A 20,001-nucleotide genomic window follows, 5' to 3' on the forward strand; every position below is an offset into this window, starting at 1 on the left:
ATCAAATTTATAAACAACATATTAAAAAATTCAATTGAGGTGTAACGGTATGAAGGAAAAAATAGTTTTAGCATATTCGGGCGGTTTAGATACAAGTGTTGCAGTGAAATGGTTGATAGATAAAGGCTATGATATCGTAGCTTGTTGTCTGGACGTCGGCGAGGGTAAAGATTTAGATTTAGTGCATCAAAAAGCTTTAGATATGGGCGCAGTTGAATGTCACATTATTGATGCCACAGAAGAATTTAGTGAAGATTTTGTTTCATATGCAATCAAAGGCAATTTAATGTATGAAGGCACATATCCCCTTGTATCTGCATTATCAAGACCTTTAATTTCAAAAAAATTAGTTGAAATTGCTAACAAAACAAATGCAGTAGGTATTGCACATGGTTGTACCGGCAAAGGTAATGACCAAGTTCGTTTTGAAGTGGCCATAAAAGCATTGGATCCAGAGTTAAAAGTATTTGCTCCAGTAAGGGAGTGGGCTTGGAGCCGTGAAGAAGAAATTGACTATGCAATCAAACATAATATTCCAGTACCTATCCAACATGATTCACCATATTCTATTGACCAAAATTTATGGGGAAGAAGTAATGAATGTGGCATTTTAGAAGATCCATATGCAGCACCACCAAAAGATGCATTTGACTTAACGAATGAAATTGAAGATACACCTGACGAAGCAGATGAAGTCGTACTTACATTCGAACAAGGCTTACCTACCGCTTTAAACGGTAAATCCTATAAATTAAGCCAATTAATTTTGGATTTAAACAAATTAGCGGGTAAACATGGTATTGGAAGAATTGATCATGTAGAAAATAGACTTGTCGGTATTAAGTCTAGAGAAGTTTACGAAACACCTGCAGCAGAGGTTATAATCAAAGCGCATAAAGCACTCGAAACGATCACTTTAACTAAAGATGTCGCTCATTTTAAACCTATTATTGAAAAACAATTTTCGGAACAAACGTACAATGGACTTTGGTTTTCTCCACTAACTGATAGCCTAAAAGCGTTTGTAGATAGTACACAAAAATTCGTTTCTGGTGACGTACGTCTTAAATTATTTAAAGGTAATGCCGTTGTAAATGGTAGAAAATCACCGCATACACTATATAATGAAAAATTAGCGACTTATACAAAAGAAGATGCATTTAATCAAGAATCTGCAGTCGGTTTTATTGATATCTTTGGTTTACCTACAAAAGTTAATTCTATGTTACACGGCGGATATTCAGATGAGTAATAAAGCTTGGGGTGGAAGATTTAGTGAGCAACCCGAAGACTGGGTCGATGAATTTAATGCCTCCATTCACTTTGATAAAACGCTCATCCAATATGATGTGCAAGGAAGTATTGCTCACGCTAAAATGCTAGCTAAACAAGATATCATAACCGATGAAGACTGTCAGCAAATAATCAATGGTTTAACAACAATATTAAATGATTATGAACAAGGTAATTTATCATTCGATGTTTCTTTAGAAGATATTCATCTTAACATTGAGCATGAATTGATTAAACGTATCGGTGATGCAGGTGGTAGGTTGCATACAGGACGTAGCAGAAATGACCAAGTTGCTACTGATATGCACTTATATACTAAAGAAGAAGTTACTCAAATTATTGAGCTCATCAATGAGTTGCAACAAACAATTGTCAATATCGCAGAACAACATGTCAATACAATTATGCCTGGTTATACACATTTGCAAAGAGCTCAACCTATTTCATTTGCACACCATATACTGACTTATTTCTGGATGTTAGATAGAGATAAATCGCGTTTTCAAGATAGTTTGAAGCGAATCGATATTTCACCACTTGGTGCTGCTGCTCTAAGTGGGACGACTTATCCAATCGATCGTCATGAAACGCAATCTTTATTGAATTTCGGCTCTGTTTATGAAAATAGTATAGATGCTGTAAGTGATAGAGACTATATAGTAGAAACATTGCACAATATATCATTAACAATGATACATTTATCACGTTTTGCTGAAGAGATTATCTTTTGGTCATCAGCAGAAGCCAATTTTGTAACTTTATCGGATGCATTCTCAACAGGTTCCTCAATTATGCCTCAAAAGAAAAATCCTGACATGGCAGAGTTAATAAGAGGCAAAGTAGGACGTACAACAGGAAACCTAATGAGCATTTTGATGACGCTCAAAGGTTTACCGCTTGCCTATAACAAAGATATGCAAGAAGATAAAGAAGGGCTATTTGATGCGTTGCATACGATAAAGGGCTCCTTACGAATTTTTGCTGGCATGATAGATACAATGACTGTGAATGTCGATCATCTACAACAAACTGTTTACAATGATTTTTCAAACGCTACTGAATTGGCTGATTACCTTGTCAATAAAGGTGTTCCATTTAGATCAGCACATGAAATTGTAGGAAAAATCGTACTGTGGTCAATTCAACATAATGTCTATTTATTAGATGTGCCGTTGGAAGAATATCAGAAAGCGCATAAACGTATTGATTCAGATATTTATGATTATTTAAAGCCAGAAAATTGCGTTAGTCGTAGAATTAGTTATGGTTCAACTGGACAATCAGCGGTAGAACATCAATTATCAGTTATCAAGCAACATCTAAATACAAATTAATAAACCTTTAAAAACTGGAAGTTAAACCATTACTTAACTTCCGGTTTTTTCTTCCATTCATAGTCCAACGTTTTAATCCATTTCACATTTTACTTAGCTCCCTCAACATATGTTTGTATAAATGTATTAACAGTACTCAACTCACCATGTCTTGAATCCTATAGATAAAGCTATTTATTTATATGTCTCAAATCTATATAGACACTTTTCTATATAGATGTTAGTCTATTTAATGCTTAGGAGGTATCATTATGTCTTATAAAAAACTTTCAGCATTGCTTAAAGTTTTATCAGATTCAAACAGATTAGAAATATTAGATTTACTTTCTTGTGGTGAACGATGTGCATGCGATTTGTTGGAGCACTTTCAATTCTCGCAACCCACGCTAAGCCATCACATGAAAACATTAGTGGATTATGAGTTAGTGCATACACGTAAAAATGGAAATAAGCGTTTGTACCAGCTTAATCATGTTATTTTAGATGAAATCAATCAAAGTCTCAATATAATTCACACATCGAACCAACATTGCGCATGTCATAATATGAAATCAGGTGAATGTTAATCAATGACCATTTTAGCTATATTAATTTTTCTTTTAACATTAATTTTTGTCATATGGCAACCTAAGGGATTAGATATTGGTATTACTGCTTTAGCTGGGGCTATCGTAGCTATAATTACAGGTGTAGTTAGCTTTTCCGATGTATTAGAAGTAACAGGCATCGTTTGGAATGCCACGTTAACTTTTGTTGCTATTATTCTTATTTCATTAATATTAGATGAAATTGGTTTCTTTGAATGGTCTGCACTACATATGGTTAAAGCATCGAATGGTAACGGATTAAAAATGTTTGTTTTCATCATGCTATTAGGGGCAGTTGTAGCAGCATTTTTCGCAAATGATGGTGCTGCTTTAATCTTAACGCCTATCGTATTAGCCATGGTGAGAAATTTAGGATTTAATAAAAAAGTCATCTTCCCTTTTATTATTGCCAGTGGATTTATCGCTGATGCGACATCATTGCCCCTGATTGTAAGTAACTTAGTAAATATCGTTTCTGCAGATTATTTTGATATAGGATTCATTGCGTATTTTAGTCGTATGATAATCCCTAATGTATTTTCTTTACTAGCTAGTATTCTCGTATTGTGGCTTTATTTTAGAAAATCTATACCACATACATTTGATACTGAAAACATTTCAGTACCTAAAGATGCTATTAAAGATCCTAAATTATTTAAGATTTCATGGATTGTATTAGCCGTACTGCTCGTAGGCTATCTTGTAAGTGAATTTATCCAAATACCTGTATCAATCATTGCAGGTATGATTGCTTTTGTCTTTGTATGCTTAGCTCGTAAATCTAATGCAGTTCATACTAAGCAAGTAATTAAAGGTGCTCCATGGAATATAGTGTTATTTTCCATTGGTATGTACCTCGTCGTATTTGGGTTAAAAAACGTGGGTATTACCACAATTTTAGCCGACGTATTATCCAGTATTTCAAGTTATGGACTATTCAGTAGTGTTATCGGAATGGGCTTTATATCGGCCTTTTTATCATCAATCATGAATAATATGCCTACCGTTTTAATAGATGCAATTGCTATTGGCCAATCCAATGTCGTTGGCACTTTGAAAGAAGGTATGGTTTATGCGAATGTCATTGGCTCTGACTTGGGCCCTAAAATCACGCCTATTGGTTCTTTAGCTACATTATTGTGGCTTCATGTTTTAACACAAAAAGGTGTAAAAATTGCTTGGGGTACCTATTTCAAAACAGGCATCGTCATTACCATTCCAGTACTATTTGTTACCTTGTTAGGTTTATATTTCACGCTCGTTATTTTTTAAGAAAAGAGGTCTTAATTATGAAGAAGAAAATAATTTATTTTATATGTACTGGTAACTCTTGTCGTAGCCAAATGGCTGAGGGTTGGGGAAAGCATATATTAGGTGAAACATGGCATGTCTATTCTGCTGGTATTGAGACACATGGTGTTAACCCTAAAGCGATAGATGCTATGAATGAAGTAGGTATTGATATATCAAATCATACGTCAGACTTGATTGATAATGATATTTTAAAGCAAGCAAATTTAATCGTAACATTATGTAGCGATGCAGATAAAAATTGTCCAATTTTACCACCGAATGTAAAAAAAGAACATTGGGGTTTTGATGATCCAGCTGGAAAAACTTGGACAGAATTTCAACGTGTTAGAGACGAAATTAAATTAGCAATTGAAAATTTTAAAACCAAATAAATGTATTAAGTCACCGGCACAGCAGCTTTGACTACGCCAAAGCGTCCGTTTCAAATGAAATTGACGCTTTTTGTTGCTTTGAACTTATATATAGGCATATGAAGTTAACGTGATTAAACTAATACATTCTATATATGCCAGAAAAAATTTTAATTAGTTTAATATATTGTTATAACAATATTAACTTTTTAAATCTTAAATTTTAATCGTGTAAATGTCATTCTCAAACAAACGTTTATTTTGTAGGGTTGATATGTAAATACATATCGAGGAGTGACCCATTCTTGCAAAATTTAAAAAAAGCATTATCAACGAGTCTAGCAACGTTATCTTTAGCTTTGATTGGAACGACATCTATAGCAACTGCAAGTGAAAATAACCACAATATTAATACACAATCATCTGCCACACCCTCAAAGCAACAAGGTAACAACTCACACAACCCAAACAGAGCTCAAAATCTAACAGGTGAAAAATATGCAACGATTGCTCATAGAGGTGCCAGTGGTTATGCACCAGAACATACTTTTTATTCATATGATAAAAGTCACAATGCAATGGGAGCATCATATATCGAAATCGATCTTCAGATGACTAAAGATGGTCATCTAGTTGCCATGCATGATGAAACAGTTGATAGAACTACAAACGGTACAGGTAGAGTTGATTCATATACACTAAAAGAATTAAAGCAATTAGATGCTGGTAGTAAATTTAATGCCACAAACCCTCAGTATGCTAATTCAAATTATGTAGGTGCTGAAATTCCTACATTAGATGAAATATTAGAACGATATGGCCCGAATGCAAATTATTATATTGAAACTAAATCACCAGATGTGTATCCAGGGATGGAAGAAGCAGTATTAAAAACACTAAACAATCACAATATGCTTAATGAGCAATCATTAAATCAAGGGCATGTCTTATTACAATCATTTTCACCTGAAAGCTTAAGTAAATTGCATCGTTTAAATAGCAATGTTCCATTAATAAGGTTATTAGATAAAGGTGAGTTACCCGCGTTAACTCAACAAGATTTTAATCAAATGCGTCAATACGCAATCGGTGTCGGCCCTGAATATACAGACTTAACTAAACAAAATGTTAAAAACCTTAAAAGAGCTGGTCTGCTGGTACATCCTTTCACCGTTAATAATGAAACCGATATGCACCGCTTAAATCGATATGGCGTTGACGGCGTTTTTACAAATTATCCTGATTTATATAAACAAGTCGTTCTAGATAATGAACAAAAAAACAAATAACAAAAAAGAAGAAGTTCTTGGGTTCAAGAACTTCTTCTTTTTCTAAAAGTTAAATATTTAATTAAGCCCAACCACGATAACGTGCAGCTTCAGCAGTACGTTTAATACCTACAATATAAGCTGCTAAGCGCATATCAATTTTTCTATTTTGGGATAACTCATAAATTGTATCGAAAGCTGTGATAAGTTTTTCACGTAATTTTGTATTTACTTCTTCTTCTGTCCAATAATAACCTTGATTATTTTGTACCCATTCGAAGTAAGAAACTGTTACGCCACCTGCACTTGCTAATACATCAGGTACGAGCAATTTACCACGTTCAGTTAAAATACGTGTACCAGCTGGTGTTGTTGGGCCATTAGCCGCTTCAACCACAATATCAGCTTTAATTTCATTTGCATTGTCTTCTGTGATTTGATTAGCAATCGCTGCAGGTACAAGAATATCACAATCAAGTTCAAACAATTCTTTATTAGAAATTGTTTCTTCAAATAAATTTGTTACAGTACCAAAGCTATCTCTTCTATCTAAAAGATAATCAATGTCAAGACCGTCTGGGTCATGTAAAGCACCGTAAGCATCTGAAATACCCACAATTTTTGCTCCCATATCATAAAGGAATTTAGATAAGAAACTACCTGCGTTACCAAATCCTTGAATAACGATACGTGCACCTTTCAAATCTAGACCTCTTCTTTTAGCAGCTTGTTCTATAGCAATAACTACTCCCAGTGCAGTAGAACGGTCTCTACCTTGTGATCCACCTAATACAATCGGTTTACCAGTAATAAACCCTGGTGAATTAAATTTATCTAATGAACTATACTCGTCCATCATCCAAGCCATGATTTGTGAGTTAGTAAATACGTCTGGTGCTGGGATATCTTTTGTAGGTCCAACAAATTGAGATATCGCACGTACATAACCACGAGATAAACGTTCAACTTCATGTATACTCATTTGTCTAGGATCACAGATGATACCACCTTTACCGCCGCCATATGGCAAGTCGACGATACCACATTTTAATGTCATCCACATAGATAATGCTTTAACTTCTTCGACATCAACGTCTGGATGGAAACGCACCCCACCTTTTGTTGGTCCAACTGCATCATTATGTTGAGCACGATAACCTTTAAATGTTTGAACCGTACCATCATCCATACGTACAGGAATGCGGACTTCAAGGAATCTTAATGGTTCCTTTACTAAATCATACATCCCATCATCAAATCCCAATTTATGCAATGCTTCTTTAATAATTTGTTGCGTAGAAGTAACTAAATTATTATTCTCAGTCATGATTCATTTCGCCTCTTTTTCGTTACTAATGATTTCGCTTTCACGATAATTGTAACATAAGATTTTGCTTTTTAAAGGGTTTTCAAAACTTAAGTTACAGAACATTTTTATTTAAAAACATTTCTTACTTTATCCAATGCAAAGTCCAGTTCTTCTTTGGAAATAATAAGAGGTGGTGCAAATCTAATTACTGTATCATGTGTTTCTTTACATAATAATCCTTCTTCTTTTAACTTTTCACAATAAGGTCTAGCATTTTCATTTAGTTCTATACCAATAAATAATCCACGACCACGCACTTCTTTAATCGCTGGGTGATTTATTTTTTCTAATTCTGATTTAAAGTACTCACCTAGCTCTAATGAACGCCCTGCTAAATCTTCATCAACTAATACATCCAACGCTGCAATCGATACAGCACACGCTAATGGATTACCACCAAACGTTGACCCGTGAGAACCAGGTGTAAATACGCCCAACACTTCTTCGTCAGCTAATACAACAGAAATTGGGAATACACCTCCACCTAATGCTTTACCTAAAATATAGACATCTGGTTTTACATTATCCCAATCTGTGGCAAATAATTTTCCTGAACGCCCTAGTCCAGCTTGAATTTCATCAGCAATAAATAATACATTATGCTCATCACATAATTCTCTAATTTCTTTTAAATAACCTTCTGGTGGAACATTGATACCTGCTTCTCCTTGAATAGGTTCGATTAAAATAGCAGCAGTATTTTCATTAATTGCTTCTTTAACAGCTTCTATGTTACCAAAATCAACTTTACGGAAACCATCTAATAATGGGCCGTATCCTCGTTGGTATTCTGGTTCAGATGACAATGATACTGGCGCCATTGTTCGGCCATGGAAGTTACCATTGAACGCAATAATTTCAGCTTTATCAGGTGCAATATCTTTCACATCATAAGCCCAACGACGTGCTGCTTTTAGTGCTGTTTCAACCGCTTCAGCACCTGTATTCATAGGTAAGGCTTTATCTTTACCGGCTAACTTGCATATTTTTTCATACCATGCCCCTAAGTTATCACTATGAAACGCACGTGATACTAAAGTCACTTTGTCAGCTTGATCTTTTAAAGCCTGAATGATTTTAGGATGTCTGTGACCTTGGTTTACTGCAGAATAAGCAGATAGCATATCCATATATTTATTTCCTTCAGGATCTTTAACCCATACACCTTCAGCCTCTGAAATTACAATTGGAAGTGGCACATAGTTGTGGGCACCGTAATGATTTGTTAATTCAATGATTTCTTCAGATCTTGACATAATATCTCCCCTTTGCATGAATTATATAATAATTTATTGGCATTACTCATTCATAGCATAACGTATTTATTCACTTACGAAAACTATTTTCCGAAAATACTATAAAATCATCGATTCAGAACTTACATTACAACTTTTAAACGTTAAATTTAGAATATAACCGTCAAAATGTAAGCCTTTACATTAATATAATGACACATTCTCGACCGTTTACACAAGCCAATTTTTATAAATTTAAAAATTCTTCTTGATTTAAATCCAGATTACAAGATTTATGCTAATTCTAGTGTTTATAATTTAAAATTTTATACAAACAAAAAACGTCAATTTCTATAATTTTTTCAATAGAAATTGACGTTTTTTTGCTAGTAAAATATTTATAACTTGTGCTCACTTTGGCAGTTAGATAGGATTAATAAAGTTAGTATTTACGCATTCAAAACTTTTATTTATTATCAGTTCTAGGTAATGGATAAAAACCTTTATTAAATTGTTCCCATAATTTTGGTGGCAAGTGATGTTTATCTGCTCTTTGCGGATCAAATTGAGATAGAATTTCATCTTCTTTGCCATCTTTAATTTTACTTACAAAATTATGATCTAACAAGATTTCACGTCCTAGTGCGACCAGTTCTACACCAGTTGACTCAATTGCTTCAATAGCTTGTTCAGCTGTGAAAATAGATCCTATACCTATGAGTGGCATACGTCCATTCATCCAATCTAAAATAAGTTTAATACGCTCTTTGCCTTTGTATTGACCTTCACGCGTTTGTGAGTGAATATCCATTAACGATACATGTAAATAATCTAAAGGTTTTTCTACTAATAATTCAATCAACTCTTTAGTAATTTCCATGCTTATACCTGGAGATTCAGCTTCTTCAGGAGAAAATCTATAGCCAACGATAAAATCTTTACTTCCGTATTGCTTAACAGTATTTGTCACTTCATCTACCACGCTTGTAGCAAATTTATAACGGTCTTGTCCCCACTCATCATTACGACGATTATAATATGGAGATACAAATTGATGGATTAAGTAATGGTTTGCACCGTGAATTTCAACACCATCGAATCCAGCTTCAATGACTCTTCTAGTTGCTTCACCGAAAGCTTTTATTGTTGATTCAATTTCCTCTTTTGTAATTTCACGTGCATCATGTGCTTCTTGTTCACCAAAACTCTTTAATGATATCGGGCTTGGCGCCGCAACATCACCATTAGGTGTTAAATTAGGTAAAGATTGCGCGCCACCATGATGTATTTGGACAACCGCTTTTGCACCATTTTTTTTCATAGCTTTTGCCAAACGTTTTAGACCTTCTATATTAGAGTCATGTGCTACTGAAGGTTGTCCAGGAAAAGCTTTACCTAAATCTGTTACATTGCTTGCAGCTGAAATTGCTAAACCAACATCTTTTGAACGCTGTTCCATATACACAACCTCTTCATTAGAAATTGTGCCATCGTCATTAGATGAAACATGTGTTAAAGGTGCTAGTACAAATCGATTGTCTAAAACAACTTGATTTGGTAATTTTAATTTTTCAAATAACGGTTGAAATTTTTTATCCATTAAATTAAATCCTCCTAAAATACAAAATACTTAAATGTCATTACATAATCACTTTAAGTGTTTTTAATTCTAACTTCCTTAGTTTTAAATATAAAATTATATGCTCACGCATATAATTTTATATTGCTACTCTTCCAATAAATTTTAGCTTATAAATAAAAAACACTAACATCTTAAAATAAGATGTTAGTGTTTTTTAAAAGATGACTGTTCATCTTTTATCGCGTTTTTGGACTGTTTAATCCAAACCGGTAAGCGTTCTTTAATTGTTTGAAACCCATATTTTTCGGTTTCTTTAATTTCATCTAATACTGATTGCTTTTCTTTTTTACGTTCATAATTTTTAAAATAGTCGTTATCTTTTAAAGAAAGATTTAACTTTCCTTCTTTATCAATTGAAATGACTTTCGCTTTTACAATTTGTCCTTCTGATAAAAACTTTTTTAAATTATGGACGTAATCATCCATAATTTCAGAAATATGGATTAATCCTTCAGTATTGTCAGGGGTTTCTACAAAAGCGCCATACGGTTGAATTCCAGTCACACGAACTTTGATATGTTGACCTACTTTATAGTGATTATTCAACGTGATAACCCCTTAATTCGTTTTACTTAACATGTTCATAATAGCATAAATCATTCAATGGTACTAATATTACCTAGAAAAATTTCACGATTTATCAAAAATCAAGCTACACAACCACGGATTGAATTTCTCTTATGTCTCATTATACAAAGGCTTTTAAACCATTCCCAAGAACTGATACTTGCATCAATGCTTTCAAAATAAAAATTCTTAGGTTTTTACTTATAATGGTATTTAATTGAATATATTACACCATCACGCTCCAATGGAGATAACTAAAATTGTCAAAATAAAATAAGAGGCTGAAACAATGAATTTGTCTCAACCTCTTAAACATTTTTTATTTTTAATATAACAGGTATTTAAAAACAATTTAAAAATGGTTAAATGCTTACTAGAGTTTACCATCTTTCAAACTTTATTTTACCTTATTTTTCAATAATATCTATTGAATCAATCGTGATATCATGTAAAGGTTTATCCTGTGGTCCTACCTTAGTAGCCGCAATATCTTCTAATGTAGATTCACCTTCTAATAATTGACCAAAAACAGTATGCTTTTGATCTAACCAAGGTGTACCACCCTTTTCACCATAAGCTTTCACAATCGGTTCTGGCCAACCACCATCTGCGAGTTGGCTAAGCATAGTTTCTGGTACTTCTTTCATTTGAACAATAAAGAATTGTGAACCGTTCGTATTCGGTCCAGAATTTGCCATCGATAAAGCACCATATAAGTTGAATGCTTCTAGTGAAAACTCATCTTCAAACGGACCTCCATAAATACTTTCACCGCCCATACCAGTTGCTGTTGGGTCGCCTCCTTGTACCATGAAGTCATTGATTACTCGATGAAAAGAAATGCCATCATAATAGCCATTTTTTGCATGTGTAACAAAGTTTTCTACAGTTTTAGGCGCAATATCAGGCAATAATTTGAAAGTCATATCACCCTTATTTGTATGCATAACCATTTTTATTTCATTTTCGTTTACTTCTGAATTTAACTGAGGATAGTTCGACATTTTTATTCTCCATTTCATGTTAAGATGATATATGTATTCTAACATAAAATGAGGAGTGTATTGAATTATGTTATATCGTTTTGCACATAAAACTGGAAGTTATGGTGTATCTATTATAGAAGAAGATGACAATCAAGTACTTGTTCAAATTGAACAGGTCATTAAACATCCAAAACAAGGAGACTTACATCACCCAAACGAAACGAACAATGTCTTTTTTCACGAACGCAAAGCTTTAAGTCAATTTGAAAAGCGCTATACTTCAAAATCCAAACTTAGACCTTTTAATGTAGAAGAACTGGATTATATACAATCTTTACAATTTGCCATTACGAATTTAGAAAACAAATTAAAAGAAGAAAATACCGAATTCGCTCAATACTCACTTGCTAATTTAGCACAATTAAAAAAAGATTATTCAATTCAATACAAACAAAATTTTGAATAAAAATACCGTGTTTCTTCTTATTTAAAACAAACTTAAAATTAAAGCTCCACAAGGGTTAGCGTGGTTTTTCAGAATAGTCTTATTCATGTATAATGACCTTATACTATTTTTAAAAGGAGGATAAAATAATGAGTTTGATACATATAGCGGTGTTATTACCGTTAATATTTGCACTCATTATTCCAATTGTATATCGCGTACAAAAGCGGATACATTTAGGATGGTTTGTGTTACCTATCCCCGTCGTCTTATTTATATATTTTATATCAATCATTTCGACAACAATGTCAGGTGAAAACGTAGTACATAAAGCAAATTGGATGCCTCACTTTGGCATGAATTTCGATTTATACGTTGACGGCTTAGGCTTATTATTCAGTTTATTAATAACTGGTATCGGAATCTTGGTTGTATTATATTCCATTAGTTATTTAAGTCGACAAGAGCAATTGGGTCATTTTTATTGTTACCTTTTGCTTTTTATGGGTGCCATGTTAGGGGTCGTATTATCAGATAATATCATTATCTTATATCTGTTTTGGGAGCTAACTTCATTTTCAAGTTTTCTACTCATTTCATTTTGGAGAACAAAACAAGCATCTATTTATGGTGCACAAAAATCAATGCTCATAACTGTTTTGGGCGGTCTTTCTCTGCTAGGTGGCCTTATTTTACTATCACTTGCAGGTAATTCTACCAGTATTCAAACGCTCATCAATCATGCGTCTGAAATTCAGACAAGCCCTTACTTTATATTGTCTATGATTTTTGTAATCATTGGAGCGATGACTAAATCAGCTCAGTTTCCATTTTACGTTTGGTTACCGGATGCTATGGAAGCACCGACACCCGTTAGTGCTTACTTGCATTCTGCAACGATGGTTAAAGCTGGCCTTTACTTAGTTGCTCGTATGACACCAATATTCGCACTTTCTCAAGGTTGGATTTGGACGATTACTGCAGTCGGCTTAATCACGCTGTTCTGGGCATCTTTGAATGCCACAAAACAACAAGATTTAAAAGGCATTTTAGCTTTTTCAACTGTCTCACAATTAGGCATGATTATGTCAATGTTAGGTATCGGGGCAGTAAGTTATCATTTCGAAGGTGCAGATAGTCAAATTTATGTTGCTGCGTTTACAGCGGCTGTGTTTCACCTTATAAATCACGCTACATTTAAAGGTGCATTATTTATGGTAACTGGTGCTGTTGATCACAGTACAGGAACACGTGATGTCAATAAATTGGGTGGCTTAGTAACAATCATGCCAATTTCTTTTACGATTACATTAATTACATCATTGAGTATGGCGGGTATTCCACCGTTTAATGGTTTCTTATCTAAAGAGAAATTTCTTGAAAGTATGATTGAAGTTACACATGCTAATATCTTCAGTTTAAATAGTATTGGCATACTCATACCTATCGTAGCCATTTTGGGCAGCGTATTCACTTTTGTTTATGCAGTTAGATTTATTGGTCAAATATTCTTAGGTAGTTATAAACCAGATAATTTACCAAAATCAGCTCATGAAGTTTCAAAATTAATGCTAATCTCTCCAGGTATTTTAGCACTACTCGTCATTGTTTTTGGGTTCTTCCCTTCAATATTGACAGGTACGATTATTGAACCAGCTGTCAACGCAATCAGTAATAATACAAATGCAACAGCTGAGTTTCATATGTTCCATGGATTTACACCAGCCTTTTTCTCCACATTGGGCATTTATGTAGCTGGTATATTGTTAATATTTAGCTTTGGTTATTGGATTAGTTTATTAAAAGCACAACCTACAAAACTAACAATCAATTATTGGTATGATAAAGTTGGAACGGTATTCCCAGGCTATTCTAGTCAATTTACCAACACTTATGTTACTGGATTTACACGTAATAACTTATTAATCATTTTTGCGTCTTTAATCATAATTACACTTGTGACGTTATTAGTAACACCATTCAGTGTTAACTTTAAAGATGTTAGTGAAATCAGACCATTCGAATTGATCATCGTAGTCATTATTATTACGGCAGCTTCAATGATTATTTTTGCTCGCTCTCGACTATTCAGTATTATCATGGCAAGTGCAGTAGGTTATGCAGTAGCAATCTTCTTTATTTTCTTTGGTGCGCCAGACTTAGCGCTGACGCAATTTGTTGTAGAATCTATTTCTACTGCATTGTTCTTATTATGTTTCTATCACTTACCAAATCTAAATCGACATAACGAGTCCACTTCATATAAGTGGCTGAATATTTTGATTGCCATCGGTGCTGGTACTGTTGTAACAGTATTAGGTTTAATCACATACGGAAATAGACACTTTGGCTCAATTGGAGAATTTTATAAAGCGCATGTATATGATTTAGCTCATGGTACAAACATGGTCAACGTTATCCTAGTTGATTTCCGTGGTACGGATACTTTATTCGAATCTTCAGTATTAGGTATTGCTGGATTAGGTGTTTACACAATGATTAAACTTCGTTATAAAAATAAACCAAATGATGAAGGAGGAACTCACATTGAAAAGACAGAAAAATAATTTAATATTCCAATACTCTGCCATTGTGATTTTCTTCTTAATCGTTATGTTTGGTTTACACCTATTTCTAACAGGACATTATACACCTGGTGGCGGTTTCGTCGGTGGCTTACTACTATCAAGTTCACTTGTGATTGTAGCTGTTGCTTATGATATTAAAACGATGCGTAAAATATACCCATGGGACTTCAAAAAACTCATTGGTATCGGGTTGTTCTTTTGTTTAGCTACACCGATGGCGAGTTGGCTATACAATAAAAACTTCTTTACGCATACACCTTTTGAAATTCCATTAGGTATTTTAAAACCTATAGAAATGCACACTGCCACATTTTTTGATTTAGGTGTTTTATGTGCGGTTGTTGGCACAATAATGACTATAATATTAGCGATTGGAGAGAATGAGTAATGGAAATAGTGATGATTTTTGTTTGTGGTATTCTCACTGCAATGAGCGTCTATCTCATTCTTTCTAAAAGTTTGATACGCATCATTATTGGGACTACATTACAAACACATACAGCTAATTTATTTTTAATAACGATGGGTGGTCTTAAAAAAGGTGAAGTCCCTATTTATGAAAAAGGGTTTACTTCATATGTGGATCCAATTCCACAAGCACTCATATTAACAGCAATTGTAATTTCATTTTCAGTAACAGCCTTTTTCTTAGTATTGGCTTTTAGAAGCTATAAAGAACTAGGTACAGACAACGTAGAAAGCATGAAAGGGGTGCTAGATAATGATAGAGAGTAATCTTATTATTTCATTACTTGTCATACCAATGTTAACAATTATTGCATTAATTTTTATTGGTAAACGCCCTAAAGTTAAACGCTACGTTGCACTAACAGGTACTGCAGTTACATTAATTTTTGCTTTTATAAATCTAAAGAATGTTCTCAGAGATGGACCTATAAAACTCGAGCTTGGTTCATGGGATGCACCTTATAGTATTGTTTTTGTTACAGATATTTTTAGTATCTTACTTGTGATTACAAGTTTAATTGTAACAATGTTGATTATCTTATATTCATATCAATCAGTAGGTATCGAACGTGAAACATATTATTATTATTTTGCCATAATGTTTATGCTCACAGGTGTTATAGGCTCATTTATAACTGGTGATATTTTCAACCTTTTCGTATTCTTTGAAGTATTTTTAATGGCATCTTATATTTTATTAGTTATTGGTGGCACACAAGTTCAATTGAGTGAAACGATAAAATATGTGCTTGTGAATGTGACATCTTCTGCTTTCTTTGTTATAGCCGTTGCAATGCTTTATTCTGTCGTCGGTACATTGAATTTAGCAGATATCAGTGAAAAATTAAGCCAACTATCAACACAAGACAAAGGAATTATCAGTATTATATTTATTATGTTCATCTTTGTTTTTGCTACAAAAGCTGGTGTGTTTCCAATGTATATCTGGCTACCAGGAGCTTATTATGCGCCACCTATAGCAATTATCGCTTTCTTTGGTGCATTATTAACAAAAGTTGGGGTTTACGCAATAGCTAGAACAGCAAGCCTTTTCTTTGGCGATTCCTCTAATTTTTCGCTGTACACCATTCTATTCTTAGCCTTACTTACAATTATTTTTGGTTGTGTGGGTGCAGTAAGCTACTTTGATACTAAAAAAATTATCATTTATAATATTATGATTGCTGTTGGTGTCATTTTAGTAGGCGTAGCAATGATGAATCAGGCTGGCATGATGGGCGCAATTTATTATACTTTACACGATATGTTGATAAAAGCTGCACTATTTTTCTTAATTGGTGTGATGTATAAAATCACCAAAACACACGATTTACGCAAATATGGTGGCTTAATCAAACATTATCCTGTATTAGGTTGGTCTTTCTTTATCGCTGCTTTAAGTTTAGCTGGTATTCCGCCGTTAAGTGGTTTTTATGGTAAATACTATATCGTTCAAGCTACTTTCGAAAAAGGATTTTATTTAAGCGGTATAATCATATTACTATCTAGTTTAGTCGTACTTTACTCTGTTATTCGTATTTTCTTAAAAGGATTCTTCGGTGAATCTGAAGGTTATGAAGTCAATCCTAAACTGCAGTACAAAGGTATCTTAACAGTAGCTATTATTGCAGTTGCCATATCAGTAATATTTGGCCTATCCGCTGACTTTTTACAACCAATCATAAAAGATGCTGCTGAAACATTCTATAATCCTAGTGTATATATAGACAGCGTATTGGGGGGTAAATAGTATGGCAATTCAAATATTAGTAAATTTAATTTTATCTGTGTTTTGGCTATTCGTTACCGGCAGTTATACATTTAATAATTTCCTTTTAGGTTATATCTTTGGTCTTTTATTAGTATTCCTAATGCGCGGTATCTTACCCGGTAGATTTTATATTATTACTATTTATAAAATCATTAAATTATTTATCGTGTTTTTAGTAGAATTGATTAAAGCAAATATTGATGTTATTAGAATTGTAACTAAGCCTAAAATAAACAACGAACCCGCCTTTTTTACTTATCCGACCGATTTAAAAAAAGATTGGCAAATTGTGTTGTTATCAAATTTGATTACCCTGACACCAGGCACAATTGTTCTAGGCATTAGTGATGATCGCACAAAAATATACATTCACAGTATTGATTTTAGTACTAAGGAAGAAGAAATAGAAAGTATTAAATCATCACTTGAAAAAGTGGTAAGAGAGGTAGGCGAATATTAATGAACTACAACGTAATATTAATCGTGGCATTAGTTATCGTAACATTGTCAATGTTTGGTATGCTTGTTCGTGTCATTATCGGCCCTTCTCTTGCGGATAGGGTTGTGGCACTCGACGCAATGGGTATCCAACTAATGGCGATTGTAGCACTATTTAGTATTTTCTTAGGTACTAAATATATGATGGTTGCTATTTTGTTAATTGGTATTTTAGCATTTTTAGGAACCGCAGTGTTTGCAAAATATATGGATAAAGGTAAGGTGATTGAACATGATAACAACGATCATCATTAGCATAGCACTTATCTTAGTTATCCTCGGCTCACTCATAAGTGCACTAGCTGCGATTGGCCTCTTGCGTTTAGATGACGTATATGCGCGCGCACATGCTGCTGGTAAAGCCGCTACATTGGGAGCAATGTTACTTATAAGTGGTGTTTTCTTATATTTCATCGGGCGTGAAGGTTACGTAAATATGCAATTACTTATTGGAATATTATTTATTCTGATAACAGGTCCACTAGCAAGTCACCTTATTATTAAATCCGCATATAATTTGAGAACACCCGCTTCCAAAAGAACAAAACGTGATGATATACAAAAAGACCTAAAAGATACAAAATTGTAAAGTCATTAACTTACGCATTCCAATTAACTGGGATGCGTTTTTTATTTTATAAAATTAATGATTGCTAAATTCGGTGTGTGATGATATATTAAATCGTAATTATTACGTTTTAAAAGGAGCTGAAAATATGTCTACTTGGACCATAATCGGTGGCGGTATCCAAGCAGTTACAATTGCAATAAAATTAAAATCCATAGGTATCAAAGACCACGAACTAACAATTATTGATCCACATCAAAGTTTATGCGAGCAATTCGAGGATTATACTCAACGCATTCAAATGCCTTATTTACGTTCGCCGTGTGTCCACCATATACATCCTAATCCCTTTCATTTAAATCAATTTGCTAAATGTCATCAATATATTAATGCCAGTTATGGACCGTATAAAAGACCAAATCGAGCGTTATTTATAGACCATATTCACCATCTATTACATACATTCAATTTGAACAAGAACCATATTGTCGGTTTTGCTAATAAAATCAGCTTCAACCAAAAACAATGGCATGTACAATTATCACAACACAATTGGATTGCATCAGATTACTTGGTGATTGCAACAGGTTGTAATCACGTACCCTATATTCCACATAACTTTAAACATACACCAGATGTATATCATATTTTTGATTCACAATTAAATTTACATAAACAAACTTCTCATGTCGTTGGAAGTAGGATTTCTGCAGCACATGTCACTTTAAAATTACTACAACATCAACCGCAATCAGTCATTCATCTTTGGACAAATAAAATAATTGATGTACATGACTTCGACGCAGATCCAGGTTGGTTAGGTCCCAAAAAAATGTCAAACTTTAGTGCATTAACTGACTCTAAAACCAAACTGAAAATCATTCAAAAAGAGCGCCATAAAGGTTCTATGCCTAAAGAATTAGCATTGAGGCTCAAAAAACACATGAAGCAAGGTAAATTAATAATGCATATCAATGAATTAAAAGATATACATCATCATCATATTTGTACAGAACAATATTGTATGTTCTATGATAGCGTAGTATTAGCCACAGGTTTCGAAGATACACTTATGCAACAACCAATTATCAAGCAGCTCGTTAAAAATTTTAATGCACCTGTGTCAGACGCGGGACTGCCTTCTATTTCATCTCATTTAGAATGGTTACCGAATTTATTCGTCACAGGTGGTCTAGCAGATTTAGAACTCGGTCCCTTTGCTCGCAACATCATGGGTGGCCGTGAAGCAGCAGCAAAAATTGCAACTGCTGCATTATCAAAAAAACGTACTGAACATAAGATATATTTAACAACAAATAAACATATTTAAAAGGACCTGGGACATAAAGTGCTTGGACAAGTAAAAAGCCAATTTCAATTGAAATAATAATTAACTCATTGAGTTGCTAATTTGCTCATATTAAATACCATTAATACCAAGTAATAAAGATACTAATAAGACATCTACTTTAAGATTTACTTTAAAACGATTCATTGTTTTATAAAAAGGTGTTTGATTTTGTGAGAGCTACATCATTTAGATACGATTATTAAGCATTTTTTCTATTTTACGACCAGTGTATACAGATTTGTGTATGCATGTAGAATAATTATTAACATCATTTTGGTTAATATAAGACCTTGTTTTTAAAGTATTTTAATGTGAAATGACATATGAATACATTATATTTTGGCGTGTCGCTTGAGGAAACAAGACA

The 20,001-nt window shown here is 33.6% G+C and carries 20 protein-coding genes and 1 pseudogene; 15 read left to right on the forward strand and 6 right to left on the reverse strand.

Annotation, left to right across the window (positions count from 1 at the left end; genetic code table 11):
• Positions 1–49: 49 nt before the first annotated feature.
• The 6 genes from AB1J10_RS03785 to AB1J10_RS03810 all read left to right on the forward strand — a co-directional run bounded on the left by AB1J10_RS03785 (position 50) and on the right by AB1J10_RS03810 (position 6,167).
• Positions 50–1,252 carry an argininosuccinate synthase gene (locus AB1J10_RS03785; protein ID WP_070039208.1) on the forward strand — a complete coding sequence of 401 codons (1,203 nt, stop codon included), beginning with the start codon at positions 50–52 and terminating at the stop codon, positions 1,250–1,252.
• Complete coding sequence (gene argH, locus AB1J10_RS03790; RefSeq protein WP_070039206.1) at positions 1,245–2,627, forward strand: argininosuccinate lyase; 1,383 nt, start codon at positions 1,245–1,247, stop codon at positions 2,625–2,627. Before AB1J10_RS03785 ends, argH begins: the two co-directional genes overlap by 8 nt.
• 251 nt (positions 2,628–2,878) lie before the next feature.
• Entirely contained in the window at positions 2,879–3,193 is a 315-nt protein-coding gene (locus tag AB1J10_RS03795) for an ArsR/SmtB family transcription factor (RefSeq protein ID WP_046208030.1), read from the forward strand.
• 3 nt (positions 3,194–3,196) lie between these two features.
• The gene (gene arsB / locus AB1J10_RS03800; protein ID WP_046208029.1) at positions 3,197–4,486 is read left to right on the forward strand and encodes an arsenite efflux transporter membrane subunit ArsB; all 1,290 of its coding nucleotides are present in this window, start codon (positions 3,197–3,199) and stop codon (positions 4,484–4,486) included.
• 17 nt (positions 4,487–4,503) lie between these two features.
• The gene (arsC, locus tag AB1J10_RS03805) at positions 4,504–4,899 is read left to right on the forward strand and encodes an arsenate reductase (thioredoxin) (protein WP_070039204.1); all 396 of its coding nucleotides are present in this window, start codon (positions 4,504–4,506) and stop codon (positions 4,897–4,899) included.
• A gap of 284 nt (positions 4,900–5,183) precedes the next feature.
• Entirely contained in the window at positions 5,184–6,167 is a 984-nt protein-coding gene (locus AB1J10_RS03810) for a glycerophosphodiester phosphodiesterase (protein ID WP_064209448.1), read from the forward strand.
• A gap of 61 nt (positions 6,168–6,228) precedes the next feature.
• Here AB1J10_RS03810 and AB1J10_RS03815 read toward each other — a convergent pair whose 3' ends face one another.
• From AB1J10_RS03815 to AB1J10_RS03835, 5 genes are all read right to left on the reverse strand, one after another.
• On the reverse strand, positions 6,229–7,473 hold the full coding sequence (locus tag AB1J10_RS03815; RefSeq protein WP_019469653.1) for a Glu/Leu/Phe/Val family dehydrogenase: 1,245 nt from the start codon (positions 7,471–7,473) through the stop codon (positions 6,229–6,231).
• A 107-nt stretch (positions 7,474–7,580) separates the two neighbouring features.
• Positions 7,581–8,771 (reverse strand): ornithine--oxo-acid transaminase, encoded by a 1,191-nt coding sequence (locus AB1J10_RS03820; protein WP_046208027.1) that lies wholly within the window; start codon positions 8,769–8,771, stop codon positions 7,581–7,583.
• A 445-nt stretch (positions 8,772–9,216) separates the two neighbouring features.
• A complete protein-coding gene (locus AB1J10_RS03825; RefSeq protein ID WP_046208026.1) occupies positions 9,217–10,350 on the reverse strand; it encodes an NADH-dependent flavin oxidoreductase in 1,134 nt (377 codons plus the stop codon).
• 186 nt (positions 10,351–10,536) lie between these two features.
• Positions 10,537–10,938 carry a S1 domain-containing post-transcriptional regulator Ygs gene (ygs, locus tag AB1J10_RS03830; RefSeq protein WP_046208025.1) on the reverse strand — a complete coding sequence of 134 codons (402 nt, stop codon included), beginning with the start codon at positions 10,936–10,938 and terminating at the stop codon, positions 10,537–10,539.
• Positions 10,939–11,366: 428 nt separating this feature from the next.
• Positions 11,367–11,963, reverse strand: a complete 597-nt coding sequence (locus tag AB1J10_RS03835; RefSeq protein WP_070039201.1) for a peptidylprolyl isomerase — start codon at positions 11,961–11,963, stop codon at positions 11,367–11,369.
• Positions 11,964–12,030: 67 nt separating this feature from the next.
• On the opposite strand from AB1J10_RS03835, the gene kapB reads away from it, so the two are divergent.
• From kapB to AB1J10_RS03880, 9 genes are all read left to right on the forward strand, one after another.
• Positions 12,031–12,411 carry a sporulation phosphorelay system protein KapB gene (gene kapB / locus AB1J10_RS03840; RefSeq protein ID WP_064209451.1) on the forward strand — a complete coding sequence of 127 codons (381 nt, stop codon included), beginning with the start codon at positions 12,031–12,033 and terminating at the stop codon, positions 12,409–12,411.
• A 128-nt stretch (positions 12,412–12,539) separates the two neighbouring features.
• On the forward strand, positions 12,540–14,957 hold the full coding sequence (locus AB1J10_RS03845; RefSeq protein WP_369003011.1) for a Na+/H+ antiporter subunit A: 2,418 nt from the start codon (positions 12,540–12,542) through the stop codon (positions 14,955–14,957).
• Positions 14,938–15,366 (forward strand): Na(+)/H(+) antiporter subunit B, encoded by a 429-nt coding sequence (locus AB1J10_RS03850; protein WP_080760407.1) that lies wholly within the window; start codon positions 14,938–14,940, stop codon positions 15,364–15,366. The genes AB1J10_RS03845 and AB1J10_RS03850 overlap by 20 nt, the downstream gene beginning before the upstream one ends.
• On the forward strand, positions 15,366–15,713 hold the full coding sequence (mnhC1, locus tag AB1J10_RS03855; protein ID WP_040030166.1) for a Na+/H+ antiporter Mnh1 subunit C: 348 nt from the start codon (positions 15,366–15,368) through the stop codon (positions 15,711–15,713). Before AB1J10_RS03850 ends, mnhC1 begins: the two co-directional genes overlap by 1 nt.
• Complete coding sequence (locus tag AB1J10_RS03860; protein ID WP_070039195.1) at positions 15,700–17,196, forward strand: Na+/H+ antiporter subunit D; 1,497 nt, start codon at positions 15,700–15,702, stop codon at positions 17,194–17,196. Before mnhC1 ends, AB1J10_RS03860 begins: the two co-directional genes overlap by 14 nt.
• A 1-nt stretch (position 17,197) precedes the next feature.
• On the forward strand, positions 17,198–17,677 hold the full coding sequence (locus tag AB1J10_RS03865; RefSeq protein WP_064209454.1) for a Na+/H+ antiporter subunit E: 480 nt from the start codon (positions 17,198–17,200) through the stop codon (positions 17,675–17,677).
• Positions 17,677–17,970, forward strand: a complete 294-nt coding sequence (locus AB1J10_RS03870; protein WP_046208018.1) for a Na(+)/H(+) antiporter subunit F1 — start codon at positions 17,677–17,679, stop codon at positions 17,968–17,970. The genes AB1J10_RS03865 and AB1J10_RS03870 overlap by 1 nt, the downstream gene beginning before the upstream one ends.
• Positions 17,948–18,304, forward strand: coding sequence for a Na+/H+ antiporter subunit G1 (locus tag AB1J10_RS03875; RefSeq protein WP_064209455.1), 357 nt, complete (start codon positions 17,948–17,950; stop codon positions 18,302–18,304). Before AB1J10_RS03870 ends, AB1J10_RS03875 begins: the two co-directional genes overlap by 23 nt.
• 127 nt (positions 18,305–18,431) lie before the next feature.
• Positions 18,432–19,613, forward strand: coding sequence for an NAD(P)-binding domain-containing protein (locus tag AB1J10_RS03880; RefSeq protein WP_070039190.1), 1,182 nt, complete (start codon positions 18,432–18,434; stop codon positions 19,611–19,613).
• Positions 19,614–19,721: 108 nt separating this feature from the next.
• Here the strand turns inward: AB1J10_RS03880 and AB1J10_RS03885 are convergent.
• A pseudogene (locus AB1J10_RS03885) lies at positions 19,722–19,909 on the reverse strand (transposase); the annotation flags it as partial.
• Between the last annotated feature and the right edge of the window lie 92 nt (positions 19,910–20,001).

It is taken from the genome of Staphylococcus cohnii species complex 1663 (genome assembly GCF_041008415.1).
Lineage (GTDB): Bacteria > Bacillota > Bacilli > Staphylococcales > Staphylococcaceae > Staphylococcus > Staphylococcus ureilyticus.